Genomic DNA, 14015 nt, shown 5'->3' with positions numbered 1-14015 from the left:
ACGCCCGGTGACGGTCGCCTAGGCTTTTCGGGTGTCCGTTGCTGCCCGCCCTCGACCGTTGCTCCCGCTCTGGGCGGCCGTGCTCGCTGCCGCGGCAGGCGGGGCGATCCTCGATCTCGCCTATCCCTCGGTGGGGTGGTGGCCCCTCGCTTTCGTCGGTGTCGGGCTTTCGCTCGTGTCTCTCATCGGCCGCGGAGCATGGAGCGCGCTGCTGGTCGGGCTCGTCTTCGGGGCCTCGTTCTATCTGATCCACATCATGTGGATCACGCGGTACCTCGGGGTCATCCCGTGGTTCGGCCTTGCTGGGATCGAAACCCTCTTCATGGGGTTGGGGGCCATCCCCTTATCGCTCGCCTACCGATGGATGCCGCGGCTCTGGCCGGGCCCGTGGGTACAGCTGATCGCCGTACCGGCCCTGGTGGCGGGCCTGTGGACGGCGAGAGAGCTGTTCATGGGGTCGTGGCCGTACACGGGTTTCCCCTGGGGGCGCATCGGAATGAGTCAGTCCGAGAGTCCGCTCGCCCACATCGCATCGTGGGTCGGCGTCACCGGGCTGACGTTCCTGATGGTCGCGTTCACTGCGGCCGTCATCGAATGGGCTCGCCTGGGGCGGATACGTGATCTTCGAACCGGCATCCCCGCCGCTGCGACCGCCGTCATCCTTCTGGTGACACCGGCGTTCCCGACCACCGACATCGGCGAATGGCGTGTGGGCTCCGTGCAGGGAAACGGCCCGTCGGGGTACTTCGACGAACGCGAGCGCAACGCCGTGCTGAACGCGCAGCTGGCTGCATCCGTCCCGCTCTTCGGGGAAGACCTCGATGTGCTCGTGTGGCCCGAGGGAGGAATCGATTCCGACCCGCTCGCGCAAGATTCGACCGCGGCGATCCTCAATCGACTGGCGACCGAGGTGGATGCCCCGCTCATCGTCAACGCCGCCACCGCGCGCGGTGACGATGTGTTCAACACGTCGATGCTCTGGATCGCCGGCGAGGGCGCCGTGCAGCTGCATGACAAAGCGAACCCGGTGCCGATGGGGGAGTACGTTCCGGACCGATGGTTCTTCGAGGCGATCGTGCCCGACCTGATCGGCCTCATCCAGCGCGAGTACACGCCTGGATCGAACCCGCCGTTCTTCAACGTCGACGGTGTCGGTGTCGGCCTGGCGATCTGTTTCGACGTGATCTATGACGATGTGATCTGGGAGGGGGCGCGCGACGGCGCGGAGCTGTACGTCTTCCAGACCAACAACGCGGACTTCCGCGACACCGACGAGAACCTGCAGCAGCTCGCGTTCGCCCGGATGCGTGCGATCGAGACGGGCCGGTCGGTCGTGAACCTCTCGACCGTCGGTACGAGTCAGGTCATCGCACCGGACGGCACAACGCTCGACGGGCTTCCGGCGGGAGAGGCCGGGCACATGCTCACCGAGGTCCCGTTGCGTACGGGACTCACGCCTGCCGTTCTCATCGGTCCGGTCGTCCAGCTCATCCTCGGATGGGGGAGCCTGCTCGTCCTCGTGGGCCTCGACGTGGTGACCTCGGTGCGTCGGCGCACGAGAACGGCGCCGGCTCCCGAAGAAACCGACGCCGTGCGCGAATCGTGAGGATCAGGCGCTGAGCTTGTCGACCGTGACGTCGTCACCGGCGCCGCGACGGGCGCGGACGAACGCGAGGCGCTCCTCGAGGAGCTCTTCGAGCTCGGGGAGGGTGCGACGCTCGAGAAGCATGTCCCAATGCGAGCGCGGGGTCTTGTCGCCCGAGTGGTCGACTGTCGCCGTGCCGGTGCCGATGCGCAACAGCGCCTCGGCGCCGCAGGTGCGGCATTCCCATGCGTCGGGGACCTCCGCGTCCGCGGCGAAGATCATGGTGGTGTCACGTCCGCAGGACGTGCAGTGGTAGGTGTGGTGTGCGCGCTCATGAAACACGACGCCCTCTTCGCTTTGTAGGCTCTGGGCGCCGAGTCGGATGCCGCGAAGGCTGCGATCTGCCATTGTGTGCTCCTCTCGACGGTTATCAGGTATAGCGCTGTGACCTGTGTGGAACATGCGAACCCACACCCCAGACGCGCATTCACAGTCGATGCTCAGCGGGGCGCGGTGGACCGCGCGAAACGACGGCCGAATCGCTCAGCGACCGCGCGGAAAAAGTTCGACCGCGAGGTCGCCTCGGTCGGTCACGATGCCGTCCACGCCCGCGTCGACGAGTCTTCTCATGTCGGATGGATCATTGATCGTCCACACATGAACCTCGACGCCGACGCTGTGCGCCATGGACAGCAACCGCGGTGTCACGATCGGTATTCCACGCTGGCGTTCGGGGACCTGAAGGGCATCGATCCCTCTCAGCGCACGCTGGGCGAGGCTCCGTGCGCCGATGGCGATCGCGGCGAGGACCTTCGTGATCGTCGTCGTCCCCGCAGAGGTCGCGGGTCTCAGCGTCGCACCGGCATCGTGGGCGGCTGCGAGAGCGCGCCGCCGGCGGGCGTCGGAGAAGCTTGCGACGAGCACTCGGTCCGCCGCGGGAGCGATGAGCCGCCCCAGCGGGTCGGCGACCTGCTCGGACTTCACGTCGAGGTTGAAACGGAGCGTCGGAAACGTCTCAAGTGCCTGCGCGAGCGTGAGAAGTCCGCCCTTGTCGGCCATGAGACTCTCGAGCTCGGCGAGCGACACCGCGTCCACCCTGCGCGGATCATCCGCGACCCGAACCAGATCGTCGTCGTGGAACAACACGACGTGACCATCGGAGGTGAGGTGGCAGTCGGACTCGACGATGTCGATCCCGATCGCCTGCGCGGCGGCGACGGCCGCGACCGTGTTCTCGGCAATGCCGTCCGACGCGTCGGGCTCAGAGACCAAACCCCGGTGTGCGAGAACCCGCGGCGCGGCGGCGGAGAAGAACGGGTGCCGGTCAGCTGTCACGTCGTCGTCGCTCGGGATCGGGCGTGACAGCCCGGGCTTCGCTGGCGATGTTGTCGGCGGCAGATGCCGCTTCGCGTGCGGCCGCGACCGCGGCGTCGGTGGCTGTACCCGCCGATGCTGATGTCCGCGGCGCGCGCGGGGTCGACGTGCGCGGGGGAGACGATTCCGCGTCGTCCCCACCCTTCACCCGTCCGCCGAAGGCGTCGCCGATTCCCTGCAGCGCCTCGGTGAGTTCGCTCGGGATGATCCAGAGCTTGCTCGACGCGCTCTCGGCGATCTTGGGGAGGGTCTGCAGGTATTGGTAGGCGAGCAGCTTCTGGTCTGGCTCGCCGACGTGGATGGCGTTGAAGACCATCTCGATGGCTTCGGACTCACCCTGCGCACGGAGGACAGCGGCTTGCTTGTCACCCTCGGCACGAAGGATTTCGGCCTGACGTCGGCCTTCGGCTTCGAGGATCTGTGACTGCTTCGACCCCTCCGCGGTGAGGATGGCGGCGCGGCGGTCGCGTTCGGCGCGCATCTGCTTTTCCATCGAATCCTGAATGGAATGCGGGGGATCGATGGCCTTGAGCTCGACGCGCGAGACGCGAAGCCCCCACTTGCCGGTCGCTTCGTCGAGAACGACGCGAAGCTGACCGTTGATCTCATCCCGGCTGGTGAGTGCCTCTTCGAGGTTCAGCCCGCCGACGACGTTGCGCAGGGTGGTGGTGGTGAGTTGTTCGACGGCGCTGAGATAGTTCGCGATCTCGTACGTCGCTGCGCGCGCGTCGGTGACCTGGAAATAGACGACCGTGTCGATCGATACGACGAGGTTGTCTTCGGTGATGACCGGCTGCGGCGGAAACGAGACGACCTGTTCTCGCATGTCGACGAGGGGGCGGAGCCGGTCGATGAACGGGACGAGCAGGTTGAGACCGGGGGAGAGTGTCCGCTGGTACCGACCGAGTCGTTCGACGACACCGGAGTAGGCCTGAGGAATGATCCGGATCGATCGGAACACCACGACGATCACGAAGACCGCCAGCACCACCAACAGCACGATGATGAAGATTTGGCCGATGAACGCGCCGATGTCAACCATCGTCCGGACTCCTTTCTGGGGCGGCGGCCGGATCAGCGACCTCCACCGTGGCTCCGAGCACTGCGACGACCGTGACGCGGGCTCCGGGTGGCGGGACGTCGGTCGTACCCTCGGCGATCTTCGCCGTCCACGTCTCTCCGTTGTCGAGTCTGACGGCGCCGTACTCGTCGACGAAAGGGCTTGTCACGCGCGCGCCCATCCCGTACAAGGCGTCGACGTTCGTCTTCGCAGGTTCCCTCCCGCGGCGCAGGAGCCGAAGAAGCAGCGGGCGGATCGTGAACAGGAGCAGGGCCGACAACGCTGCGGCCATGCCGATCTGCAGCCACCAGGGGCCGCCGAGCAGATACACACCCAGGCCACCGAGGAGAGTGCCGCCGGCGAGCATGAGGAAGGTGAACTCGAGGGTGATCAGCTCGACGATCACGAACAGGAGTGCGAGCACCAGCCAGATGATCCAGAGGTACTGGGTGAGATCGGGGAGCATGTCCACTCCTTTGCTGGGCCTGATCGAACTGTAGCAAGCGCGAGCGACACGGTCGCCCCCGCCGCCGATACCCGACGGGCCCGCCAGGCTGGCTCGGGCGCCTCGTCGCGTGGCCCGATTGATATGGTCGACCCGGCGCCGCGCGTCGCGCCGACGGACCACCCTCAGGAGCCTCACCATGACCCAGATCCTCGAACCCGCGTCGCTGAGCGGCAAGACCGCGCTCGTGACGGGATCCTCGCGCGGGATCGGCGCTGACACCGTGCGCTATCTCGCCGAGGCAGGCGCCAATGTCGTCATCAACTACCGCAACAAGGCGCCCCGGGCCGAGAAGCTCGCAGCTGAACTGCGGGGGCTCGGAGTCGAGGTGCTCGTGGTCGGCGCGGACCTCACCGATGAGACGTCGGTTCAGCGGATGTTCGCCGAGGTCGAGCAGACGTTCGGCTCGCTGGACATCCTCGTGCTCAACGCGTCCGGCGGCATGGAGGCGGGCATGGCCGAAGATTATGCTCTCGCACTCAACCGCGACGCGCAGGTCCGCGTGTTGAACGCTGCGCTTCCGCTTCTCGGTTCAGGATCACGCGTCGTCTTCGTCACGAGCCATCAGGCTCACTTCATCCGCACGACGCCGACGATGCCCGAGTATGAACCGGTCGCCCTGTCCAAGCGCGCGGGAGAAGACGCGTTGCGTGCGCAGATCGGCGATCTCGACGACCGTGGGATCGGCTTCGTGGTCGTCTCCGGCGACATGATCGAGGGCACCATCACCGCCACCCTGCTCGAACGCGCCAACCCCGGAGCGATCTCGGCGCGCCGGGAGTCGGCGGGTCGGCTCTACAACGTGTCGGAGTTCGCGGCGGAGGTCGCCGGGGCCGCGGTCGAGCCGGTACCGGCGGACAACACCCGGCTGATCGGCGACACGAGTTCGTTCGCGGGGGAGTGACGTGCGCGCCGACGACCTCGAGGCCCTCATCGCCGTCGGCCGGCCCGACATCGCCCCCGATGCCTCGTTCGCGGTCTTTGCAACGTCGCGCCCGGATTTCGTCGCCAACCGCAACGTCGGTCAGATCTGGCGCGTCGACCTTCCCGACGGAACCCCGCGCAGGATCAGCCGGGGCGTCGCCGATGCCGCGCCGCAGCTGTCCCCGCGTGCAGACCGGCTCGCGTTCTTGCGTGTCGACGCGCGCGGGCGTCGGCAGGTTTTCGTCATGGATGCCGCGGGCAGCGAGCCCGTCCAGATCACCGATACCGCGCTCGGCGTCTCGGAGTTCGCATGGAGCCCCGACGGGGCACGGCTGGCCTTCATCGCGCGGGTGCCCGATGCGGGTCGCTATGGGACCATCGACGGGCTGACCGCCGAAGCGGAGTCGCCGCGGCACGTCTCCGGTGTCCGGTGGCTCGCGAACGGCGTCGGGTACATGGCGGACCGGCCCGCGCACCTTTTCGTCGTCGCCGCACCCGACCTCGGTGGCGAGCCGCTGTACGACCCGGCCCCGGCGCTGCACGCGGAGGGGGAGTCGCCCACACCTGCGGCGACGATTCCCGTCGAGCCTGAGCAGCTCACCCACGGCAAGGGTTCGCACGCGGGAGTGGTGTTCGTCGGCGAAGCGATCGCCACTGTCGTCGATGACATCGAGCCCAGTCGGCGGGATCTTCGGTCCCGTGTGATCGCCGTACCGATGAATGGGGGAGAGCCGCGAGTGCTGCTCGGCCGAGATAGTCAGCTGAGCGTCGACGGGCTGTTCCGTATCGATGACGAGCGTCTCGGGATCGTGGGGTTCGAGGTCGGCTCGGCTGGGCAGGACTTCATCGCGCCCGATGTGGCCGCCTGGGTCCTCGACGCGTCGAGCGGACTGAGCCGCGCCACCCCACAGGACGGCCTGGACATCGGCGAGCCGGGCACGCACGTCAGCCACGCTCCCGACGGATCGCTGTACGCGCACGACCGGACACGTGGCCGCGTACGACTGGTCCGTATCGACGAACTCGGCGCCGTGCACGAGGTCTTCGGCGGCGATGTCGAGACGACCGGCCACGCCGTTGCTGACGGTGTCGTGGTCGTCGCCACCGCGACCGCCCAATCGTTCGGCGAACTCGTCGTCATCGGTGCGGCGGGAGTCCGAACGGTCACCGACTTCGGCGGTGGTGCGGTGGCGACGGGAATCGTGCGACCACGCGAGCTCACGGTGGAAGGGCGCGATGGATATCCGATTCACGGATGGGTCGCTGCCCCGGAGGGTGCGGGGCCCCACCCGGTCATCCTCCAGATCCACGGCGGGCCGTATGCCGCGTACGGCATTCACCTGTTCGATGAGACCCAGGTGCTCGTCGACGCGGGGTATGCCGTCGTCTACTGCAACCCCCGCGGGTCGGCAGGATATGGCCGAGATCATGGCCGCAGCATCCGAGGAGCAATGGGCACCGTCGATTTCACCGACGTCATCGACTTCCTCGATGGGGCGATCGCATCCGACTCGTCGTTGGACGGCTCGCGGGTCGGTGTGATGGGCGGCTCGTACGGGGGATACCTCACGGCGTGGACGATCGCGCACGATCACCGCTTCGCTGCGGCGATCGTCGAACGCGGATTCCTCGATCCGGTGTCGTTCCAAGGCACGAGCGACATCGGATCGTTCTTCGGGGATGAGTACGTCGGGGTCACGCCCGATGCCATCGCACGCCAGAGCCCGATGGTCGTCGTCGATCAGGTCGACACCCCGACGCTCGTCATCCACTCCGAGCTCGACTTCCGCTGCCCCCTGGAGCAGGCCACGCGCTACTACAGCGCGCTGTTGCGCGGTGGTGTCGAGGCGGAGATGCTGATCTTCCCAGGGGAAGACCACGAGCTGACCCGATCCGGGTCGCCACGACATCGCCGCGAGCGGTTCTCCGCGGTTCTCGATTGGTGGAGTCGCCACCTTCCGGTGTGACTCCGCGCAGCGAACAGAAACGGCGCCCCGGCTTCGGGGCGCCGTTTCGTGTCGCGACGAGGGTCAGGCGCCCTTGAAGGTGAACGCGCGGATGACGTTGATGATGCCGAGCACGATCAGCGAGATGCCGAGCAGCCACCAGAGGGCGACGATGTAGAACGGCGAGAAGAGCAGGACGATACCCGCGATGATGCTGATGATCGCGAAGAAAATCGTCCAGCCCTTCGAGCTGGCGTCGCTCAGCGTGGTCAGTGAGACGATCCCCTCGATGACCCACATGATTCCGACGAGGATGCCGAGGAACACCGCGAGGTACGCCGTCGTGGCGCCGAGGTTCGCGAAGGCGACGATGCCGGCGATGATGAACAGGACGCCGAGCGCGATGTGGCCCACACGTGCCCATCCGCCCTTGGTCTTGGAGAAGATGCCGAGTCCGGCGTAGACGAGGCCGGCGGCGATGGCGTAGATCGCGATGATCGCGGTGACGACCATGGCCGTGCGCCCGGGCCACACGAGGATGAGGATACCGACGATGAGTGCGAGCACTCCGCCGATGCCCAGAGCCGTGCGGATGCCGTTGACGGCAGACTTCTCAGCGGGGGATGCGGTGGACATGAGTGTCCTTCCTGGGAGTTTCCTGAACGGGTCAGTCTCGAAGTCTAGGCGCTACGGCGGGGGATCGCTATCGGCGCCGCGCGTGTCGGGGCCTACGATCACCCCGGACTCACCCGAGAAGGACCGTGACGAGCAGGAGGACGGGAACGCATCCGATCGTGGTCAGGAGAACGGTGTCGCGCGAGATGGACTCGCCGACGTCGTAACGCTGGGAGTAGTTGAACACGTTCTGCGCGGTCGGTAGCGCCGCGAGGACGACGACGACGAGCACATCGGCGGGCGGCAGGGCGAACACGAACTCAGCGACCGCCCACGCGACCGCGGGCATGGCGACCAGTTTCAGGAACGTGGCGAGCACGATGTCGCGCCGGCGGCCGGCGGATCCGAGAACGCGCTGCCCGTACAGCGAGATTCCGTAGCTGATCAGCAGCACGGGAACGCAGGCATTCGCGATCAGGGTCATCGGCTCGATCACGATCGGCGGAAGGGTGATGCCACTCGCCGAGACGAGCGTGCCGAGCACCGATCCCACGACGATCGGATTCGTCGCCGTGCGGGCGACGGTCCGCCAGAACGTGGTGCGGCCGGCGGTCACCGCATCCAGGATCGCCAAGGTCACCGGCGTGAACACGAGCAGTTGCAACAGGATCACGGGTGCGGGAAAGGCGGCGCTTCCGAGCAGATAGAGCGAGAGGGGGATGCCGATGTTGTTCGAGTTCACCTGGCCGGCGCTGAGGGCGCCGATGACCCACTCGCCTGTCGATCGACGCCACATCCAGCGCGCGATGAGGGCGTGCGTGACCATCACGGCAACGGCCGCGATCGCCGACACGGGGAGGAGCGCCGAGAACAGCATCCGCACGTCTGCCTGCGCCAAGACGACGAAGAGCAAGAACGGGGAGAGGACGAAGAAGGTCAGCCGAGCGAGGACCGGTTTGGCGTGTTCACCGAGAAGGTCGATCCGGCCGAGGATCCACCCGACGAAGATCGCGACGCCGATGACGGCGAACCCCGTGAGCGAATCGAGCACCCGTCCAGCCTAGGGAACCGTCGGCACGCGGAACGTCAGCGCAGAGGGTCGGGCGTGCTGAACCAGACCCGCCTGAGCCACAGCGAGACATAGACGAGCCCGACGAGGACGGGCACCTCTATGAGCGGTCCCACAACACCGGCGAGTGCCTCGCCGGAGGTCGCCCCGAATGTGCCGATCGCGACGGCGATCGCCAGTTCGAAGTTGTTGCCCGCGGCGGTGAACGCCAGCGTCGTCGACCGGGCATAGCCGAGCGAGAGTGCGCGTCCCAGGAGCATGCCGGCGAACCACATCACGAAGAAGTAGATGAGAAGCGGCAGCGCGATGCGCGCGACGTCGAGCGGATGCGCGATGACCTGCTCTCCCTGAAGCGCGAACAGCAGGACGATCGTGAAGAGGAGCCCGTACAGCGCCCACGGGCCGATGCGAGGGAGGAAGGTCTCTTCGTACCACTCGCGGCCGCGACGCTTCTCGCCGATCCACCGCGAGGCGAAGCCGGCGACGAGAGGGATGCCGAGGAAGACGAGGACGTTCAGCGCGATCTGCCACACCGACACGTCGAGGCCCTGCGTGTCGAGGCCGAGCCATCCCGGGAGCACCGTGAGGTAGAACCATCCGAGCAGGGAGAAGGCGACGACCTGGAAGACGGAGTTGATCGCGACGAGCACGGCAGCAGCCTCGCGGTCCCCGCAGGCGAGATCGTTCCAGATGACGACCATGGCGATGCAGCGTGCGAGGCCGACGATGATGAGTCCGGTGCGGTACTCGGGCAGGTCGGGAAGGAACATCCATGCGAGCGCGAACATCACCGCGGGTCCGACGAGCCAGTTCAGCACGAGCGAAGACACCAGCAGGCGCTTGTCGCCGGTGACAGCGGCGACCTTGTCGTAGCGCACCTTCGCGAGCACGGGGTACATCATGACGAGGAGGCCCAGGCCGATCGGGATCGAGATCCCGCCGATCTCCATGTGTGCCAGGAGCGTCGACACGCCGGGGACGAACTGGCTCAGCAGGAGTCCAGCGACCATCGCGAGGCCGATCCACAGCGGGAGCCAGCGGTCGAGGGTCGAGAGTCTGCGGACGCCGGGGGAGGCCTCGGTCGCAAGATCGGTCATGAAACTATATTGATGCACATCTATGCTTTTGTGCAAACGCGCAGCATGAGGATTCGCGTTCGCGTCGGCCCGATAGGGTTCACCCGATGAACGACGAAGCGGCGATCTCCGAACGTGGCACGGCGGGGGAGGTGTTCCGCGTGTTCCTCAAGCTCGGCCTGACGTCGTTCGGCGGTCCGATCGCGCACCTCGGGTACTTCCGCACCGAGTTCGTCGAGCGCCGCAGGTGGTTCGACGATGTCTCGTTCGCGGACCTGGTCGCGCTCTGCCAGTTCTTGCCCGGCCCGGCGTCGAGTCAGGTCGGATTCGCCATCGGACTGCGACGTGCCGGCACGTGGGGGGCGATCGCGGCCTTCGTCGCCTTCACCCTGCCGTCGGCGGCGCTCATGGTGGCCTTCGCTTACGGCGCGTCGTTGTTCGCCGGGCCTTGGGGTGGCGGTGTCATCGACGGGCTGAAGATCGTCGCGGTGGCGATCGTGGCTCAGGCGGTGTGGGGGATGGCGCGAACACTCACCCCTGACCGTCCTCGCGCCGGTATCGCCGTGGTCGCTCTCGCCATCGCGCTGCTGTTCACCGGCTCAGGTGGCCAGGTGGCTGCCATCCTCGTCGGTGCGATCGGCGGGGTTCTGCTGTGCCGGGGCGAGCCCGCCGGCGAAGGAACGCTCATCGCCTTCCCGGTGCGGACGGGTGTCGGTATCACAGCGCTCGTGGTGTTCGTGGGCGCGCTCATCGCGCTGCCGGTCGTCGCTGCGTCCACGGGGAACGGCACAGCCTCGCTCGTCGACGCGTTCTACCGGGCGGGCGCCCTCGTTTTCGGTGGCGGCCACGTCGTGCTCCCGCTGCTCGAAACGGGTGTGGTCCAGCCGGGCTGGGTAAGCGAATCGCAGTTCCTTGCCGGGTATGGCGTGGCACAGGCGATGCCAGGTCCGCTGTTCACGTTCGCCGGCTATCTCGGTGCGCTCAGTTCAACCGGCCCCGGTGGGGTGATCGGCGCTGTCGTGGCCCTGATTGCCGTCTTCCTTCCCGGCATGCTGCTGCTGGTCGGCGTGCTTCCGTTCTGGAACACGCTGCGTCGCCGGCAATGGGCGGGAGGTCTGATGCGCGGCGCCAGCGCGGCGGTCGTCGGCATCCTGGCTGCTGCTCTGTACATGCCGCTGTTCACGAGTTCGGTCGTGGATCGCGCGAGCTTCACACTCGCCGTCGTGTGCTTCGTGTTGCTGACGTCGTTCCGTCTGCCGCCGTGGCTGGTCGTGCTCGTCGGGGCAGGCGGCGGAGTGGTGATCACGGCGATGGCGGCGTGACACTTTCTTCCTTACGATATATATTTCTTCCTTATCAGCTAGAGTTTGATCATGGCGCTCAACATCAAGGATGCGGAGACCGACAGACTTGCTCGCGAACTGGCGGCAGCGACGGGGGAGAGCATCACTGTCGCGGCGCGCACGGCGATCGAAGAACGCCTGCGCCGCGTGCGGGCGAGCGGCGCCGAGGCGGTCGTCCGGCACGAACTCGCGGAGATCATCGAGCGCGGTCGCGCACGCACCTCGTCGGATGAAAGAAGTGCGAACGACATCATCGGCTACGACGCGCGCGGTCTGCCGTCGTGATGATCGTGGTCGATACGTCGGCGCTCATGGCAGTCGTGCTCGGTGAGGAGGATGCCGATGTGTACGCGTCCGTTCTCACGGCGCACGCGGGTGCGGTCGCGGTCAGTGCGACGACCCTCGTCGAGAGTGCGCTGGTCGCCGAGGCGCGCCAAGGCATCGAGGCTGCTCGGGATCTGACGCGCCTCATCGAGGCCGTCGACTTCGACGTCGTTGCGGTCGACGAGTCGCAATCAGCAATCGCCGTCGCGGCGTGGCGACGTTTCGGCAAGGGGCGTCACAGCGCCGCGCTGAACTTCGGTGATTGCTTCTCCTACGCGTTGGCCGCACATCGTGGCGCTCCGTTGCTGTTCAAGGGTGATGACTTCCGGCGCACGGACATCGCTGCGGTGCTCTGACGGCACACGCCGTCCCATGTGGAGCGCGTGTGCGAATTAGCCGATAATGCACATTATGTCAGCTTGAGGTTGCACTATCTGCGATTCTCGTAATTGCTGCGGAAACGGGTACTCCTCCGGCCGCTCCCCTGAAAGGCTTTCTGGCCAGGGTTTATTGTAGTCCGCGCTGTCTGGACTGCGATGCTCGTTGCGGTGCTCCTCCGGCCTGATGATCCGCGCGTTTCCGATGCACAGCTGTTTCGAAGTTAGCCGGGCGGCCCGATCGAGAAGATTTGCGGGATGGACGCACCGTCTGCCAGGCCCACCCTTCAGGAGGCTGCACCGACCCGTCACCGCCTGAGAGCAATCCTGTGTTGGATCCTCGCCGCTATCGTGGTGAGCTGCCTTGTCATCGTCATGGTCGCGGTGCCGCTGATGAATCCCTCCATGCACGTGCTCATTGGTTCCGTTTCGGGCGCCCAGATCGGTTGTATCGCCATGATGATCGGGGTAGTCGCGTTCACATCTTTGGCGTTCCTGTTGCTGCCCGTGAAGGACATCTGGTTAGTACTGAAGATTCCGCTGGCAGTCGTCGCCGGTTTGGTGCTCGTCATCATAATCGCGCTCCTGCCACTCCTTTCAGACACAAAGGTGACGCCGCTACGTCTGGACGGATGCGAGAGTGGCTACGTGGCGATCGAGCCGGTGGGTGGCGGCGGGAGCTTCATCGGAGTGCGCAACGGGATCACGGTGACTCAGGTCGCAGTCATCGCGGGCAACGACTTTGACCGTCCGTTCGCGGCCGGTGACTTCGAGGTGGAAGCCCGAGGAAGCGACATAGAGGTGAGCTACGTTGGTGTGCCAAACGGGGCAGCCGTCGAACTACCTCTCGTCGAGGAATACCCCTGTTCCAACCAGCCCCAGATAGGCGACTAGCATCTGCGGGGTGGGCGTCTGGACCCGACGTTGCGCTGCAGAGCCTGTCACTGCGGCGACTCCGGTTCTCGCTGACGATTCGGCGGTTCGCGCAGTGATGCCGGAAACGGCGACCACGCTCGATGGGGCGCAGGAAGCGTGGGGAAACAACGGTCGATGTGTGGCCTCTCCCCGTGCCCGAGGCGTTTCCCTTTCCCGCCGAGATCCCCCTGAGCGTGATCAACGACTCCGACTACTACGAAGCGACCGTGGCTGCAGAACGAGCAAACTTCTGGTGGGAGTGTGCGGTGACGTCGACCATCGTTGCCGCAGAACAGTCGGACGATGTGATCGACATCGAGTACTGGCGTAGTGCACTCGAACTGTGGTCAACGAGTAGCACCCGCTCTATCACTTATGGCGATGTTGGTAGTGCCGACGAGGATCGGACTCGAGGAATGGCCGCGAGCTGTGGAGACGCGCAATGGTTTGATGCGCCATGAGTGCGGAAGGCTTCGGACGGTTTCCGCGCCGAGCGGCGATGAGCGTCGAGCACCCGTCCGTCGGTTCGTCAACCAGCAGATAGAGAGATAGTGGGTAAGACACGCCCTTCCCCGCGGAACAGCCTCTCACCTGGCTTTAGTTGCGTGCGGGTTTTGGGCTGGTCATGAAGTGACATTGGCTTCTCGCAAGTCCGCAGTTGCCGATGGTGCGCCTCCTGACCAGGTGTTTTCGATCAGTCGCTCTGCAGCTCGTCGATCTGTCTCGCAATCACCGAGCCGCCTACTTCGGCGATTATGGCGTGGTCCGGGTGCAGTGGGGCAAAGCTCATCGAGGTTCTGCGAAGGAGGTCCGCTCCGTGCTCACACATAGAGAGAAAGCGGGTAAGACGCGCCCCTCCCCCGCTTCTCGTCCGCCAGGCTGTGTCGAGAAGTTCGCGCACA

The 14015-nt window shown here is 66.1% G+C and carries 15 protein-coding genes; 8 read left to right on the top strand and 7 right to left on the bottom strand.

The annotated features are described in order from the left end of the window. Window positions 1-31: 31 nt before the first annotated feature. Window positions 32-1606, top strand: coding sequence for an apolipoprotein N-acyltransferase (gene lnt, locus ACFQZV_RS10080; RefSeq protein WP_378749136.1), 1575 nt, complete (start codon window positions 32-34; stop codon window positions 1604-1606). Window positions 1607-1609: 3 nt separating this feature from the next. Here lnt and ACFQZV_RS10075 read toward each other — a convergent pair whose 3' ends face one another. The 4 genes from ACFQZV_RS10075 to ACFQZV_RS10060 all read right to left on the bottom strand — a co-directional run bounded on the left by ACFQZV_RS10075 (window position 1610) and on the right by ACFQZV_RS10060 (window position 4485). Further along, complete coding sequence (locus tag ACFQZV_RS10075; protein WP_378749134.1) at window positions 1610-1993, bottom strand: RNA polymerase-binding protein RbpA; 384 nt, start codon at window positions 1991-1993, stop codon at window positions 1610-1612. 135 nt (window positions 1994-2128) lie between these two features. Continuing rightward, window positions 2129-2920, bottom strand: a complete 792-nt coding sequence (locus tag ACFQZV_RS10070; RefSeq protein ID WP_378749132.1) for a glycerophosphodiester phosphodiesterase family protein — start codon at window positions 2918-2920, stop codon at window positions 2129-2131. Continuing rightward, window positions 2910-4001: an SPFH domain-containing protein gene (locus ACFQZV_RS10065; RefSeq protein ID WP_378749130.1), complete on the bottom strand. Its 1092-nt coding sequence runs from the start codon at window positions 3999-4001 to the stop codon at window positions 2910-2912. The genes ACFQZV_RS10070 and ACFQZV_RS10065 overlap by 11 nt, the downstream gene beginning before the upstream one ends. Continuing rightward, window positions 3994-4485, bottom strand: a complete 492-nt coding sequence (locus ACFQZV_RS10060; RefSeq protein WP_378749128.1) for an NfeD family protein — start codon at window positions 4483-4485, stop codon at window positions 3994-3996. The genes ACFQZV_RS10065 and ACFQZV_RS10060 overlap by 8 nt, the downstream gene beginning before the upstream one ends. Before the next feature lie 178 nt (window positions 4486-4663). Here ACFQZV_RS10060 and ACFQZV_RS10055 point away from each other — a divergent pair, with 178 nt between their 5' ends. Then, on the top strand, window positions 4664-5428 hold the full coding sequence (locus ACFQZV_RS10055; RefSeq protein WP_378749126.1) for an SDR family oxidoreductase: 765 nt from the start codon (window positions 4664-4666) through the stop codon (window positions 5426-5428). Window position 5429: 1 nt separating this feature from the next. Further along, complete coding sequence (locus ACFQZV_RS10050) at window positions 5430-7415, top strand: S9 family peptidase (RefSeq protein WP_378749124.1); 1986 nt, start codon at window positions 5430-5432, stop codon at window positions 7413-7415. 63 nt (window positions 7416-7478) lie between these two features. Here ACFQZV_RS10050 and ACFQZV_RS10045 read toward each other — a convergent pair whose 3' ends face one another. From ACFQZV_RS10045 to arsB, 3 genes are all read right to left on the bottom strand, one after another. Then, on the bottom strand, window positions 7479-8030 hold the full coding sequence (locus ACFQZV_RS10045; protein ID WP_378749122.1) for an HdeD family acid-resistance protein: 552 nt from the start codon (window positions 8028-8030) through the stop codon (window positions 7479-7481). A 109-nt stretch (window positions 8031-8139) separates the two neighbouring features. Further along, entirely contained in the window at window positions 8140-9060 is a 921-nt protein-coding gene (locus ACFQZV_RS10040; protein ID WP_378749120.1) for an AEC family transporter, read from the bottom strand. Between the two features lie 35 nt (window positions 9061-9095). Next, complete coding sequence (arsB, locus tag ACFQZV_RS10035; protein WP_378749118.1) at window positions 9096-10175, bottom strand: ACR3 family arsenite efflux transporter; 1080 nt, start codon at window positions 10173-10175, stop codon at window positions 9096-9098. An 86-nt stretch (window positions 10176-10261) separates the two neighbouring features. On the opposite strand from arsB, the gene chrA reads away from it, so the two are divergent. The 5 genes from chrA (at window position 10262) to ACFQZV_RS10010 (ending at window position 13574) form a co-directional block, all read left to right on the top strand. Beyond that, a complete protein-coding gene (gene chrA, locus ACFQZV_RS10030) occupies window positions 10262-11476 on the top strand; it encodes a chromate efflux transporter (RefSeq protein ID WP_378749115.1) in 1215 nt (404 codons plus the stop codon). A 51-nt stretch (window positions 11477-11527) separates the two neighbouring features. Next, window positions 11528-11782 (top strand): type II toxin-antitoxin system VapB family antitoxin, encoded by a 255-nt coding sequence (locus ACFQZV_RS10025; protein ID WP_378749113.1) that lies wholly within the window; start codon window positions 11528-11530, stop codon window positions 11780-11782. Next, the gene (locus ACFQZV_RS10020; protein ID WP_378749111.1) at window positions 11782-12177 is read left to right on the top strand and encodes a type II toxin-antitoxin system VapC family toxin; all 396 of its coding nucleotides are present in this window, start codon (window positions 11782-11784) and stop codon (window positions 12175-12177) included. The genes ACFQZV_RS10025 and ACFQZV_RS10020 overlap by 1 nt, the downstream gene beginning before the upstream one ends. A 279-nt stretch (window positions 12178-12456) precedes the next feature. Continuing rightward, complete coding sequence (locus ACFQZV_RS10015) at window positions 12457-13092, top strand: hypothetical protein (protein ID WP_378749109.1); 636 nt, start codon at window positions 12457-12459, stop codon at window positions 13090-13092. Window positions 13093-13265: 173 nt separating this feature from the next. After that, window positions 13266-13574 (top strand): hypothetical protein, encoded by a 309-nt coding sequence (locus ACFQZV_RS10010; protein ID WP_378749107.1) that lies wholly within the window; start codon window positions 13266-13268, stop codon window positions 13572-13574. The last annotated feature ends 441 nt before the right edge of the window (window positions 13575-14015 follow it).

Source organism: Microbacterium koreense (assembly GCF_042677105.1).
Classification (GTDB): domain Bacteria; phylum Actinomycetota; class Actinomycetes; order Actinomycetales; family Microbacteriaceae; genus Microbacterium; species Microbacterium koreense.
Note: the sequence above shows the minus strand (reverse complement) of the source record. Positions and strands in the feature narration are given on the sequence as shown.

Coding starts and splice junctions, on each gene's coding strand:
- ACFQZV_RS10075 (WP_378749134.1), bottom strand. CDS start 1,993: ATGGCAGATCGCAGCCTTCGCGGCATCCGACTCGGCGCCCAGAGCCTA.
- ACFQZV_RS10065 (WP_378749130.1), bottom strand. CDS start 4,001: ATGGTTGACATCGGCGCGTTCATCGGCCAAATCTTCATCATCGTGCTG.
- ACFQZV_RS10060 (WP_378749128.1), bottom strand. CDS start 4,485: ATGCTCCCCGATCTCACCCAGTACCTCTGGATCATCTGGCTGGTGCTC.
- ACFQZV_RS10055 (WP_378749126.1), top strand. CDS start 4,664: ATGACCCAGATCCTCGAACCCGCGTCGCTGAGCGGCAAGACCGCGCTC.
- ACFQZV_RS10045 (WP_378749122.1), bottom strand. CDS start 8,030: ATGTCCACCGCATCCCCCGCTGAGAAGTCTGCCGTCAACGGCATCCGC.
- arsB (WP_378749118.1), bottom strand. CDS start 10,175: ATGACCGATCTTGCGACCGAGGCCTCCCCCGGCGTCCGCAGACTCTCG.
- chrA (WP_378749115.1), top strand. CDS start 10,262: ATGAACGACGAAGCGGCGATCTCCGAACGTGGCACGGCGGGGGAGGTG.
- ACFQZV_RS10025 (WP_378749113.1), top strand. CDS start 11,528: ATGGCGCTCAACATCAAGGATGCGGAGACCGACAGACTTGCTCGCGAA.
- ACFQZV_RS10020 (WP_378749111.1), top strand. CDS start 11,782: ATGATCGTGGTCGATACGTCGGCGCTCATGGCAGTCGTGCTCGGTGAG.
- ACFQZV_RS10015 (WP_378749109.1), top strand. CDS start 12,457: ATGGACGCACCGTCTGCCAGGCCCACCCTTCAGGAGGCTGCACCGACC.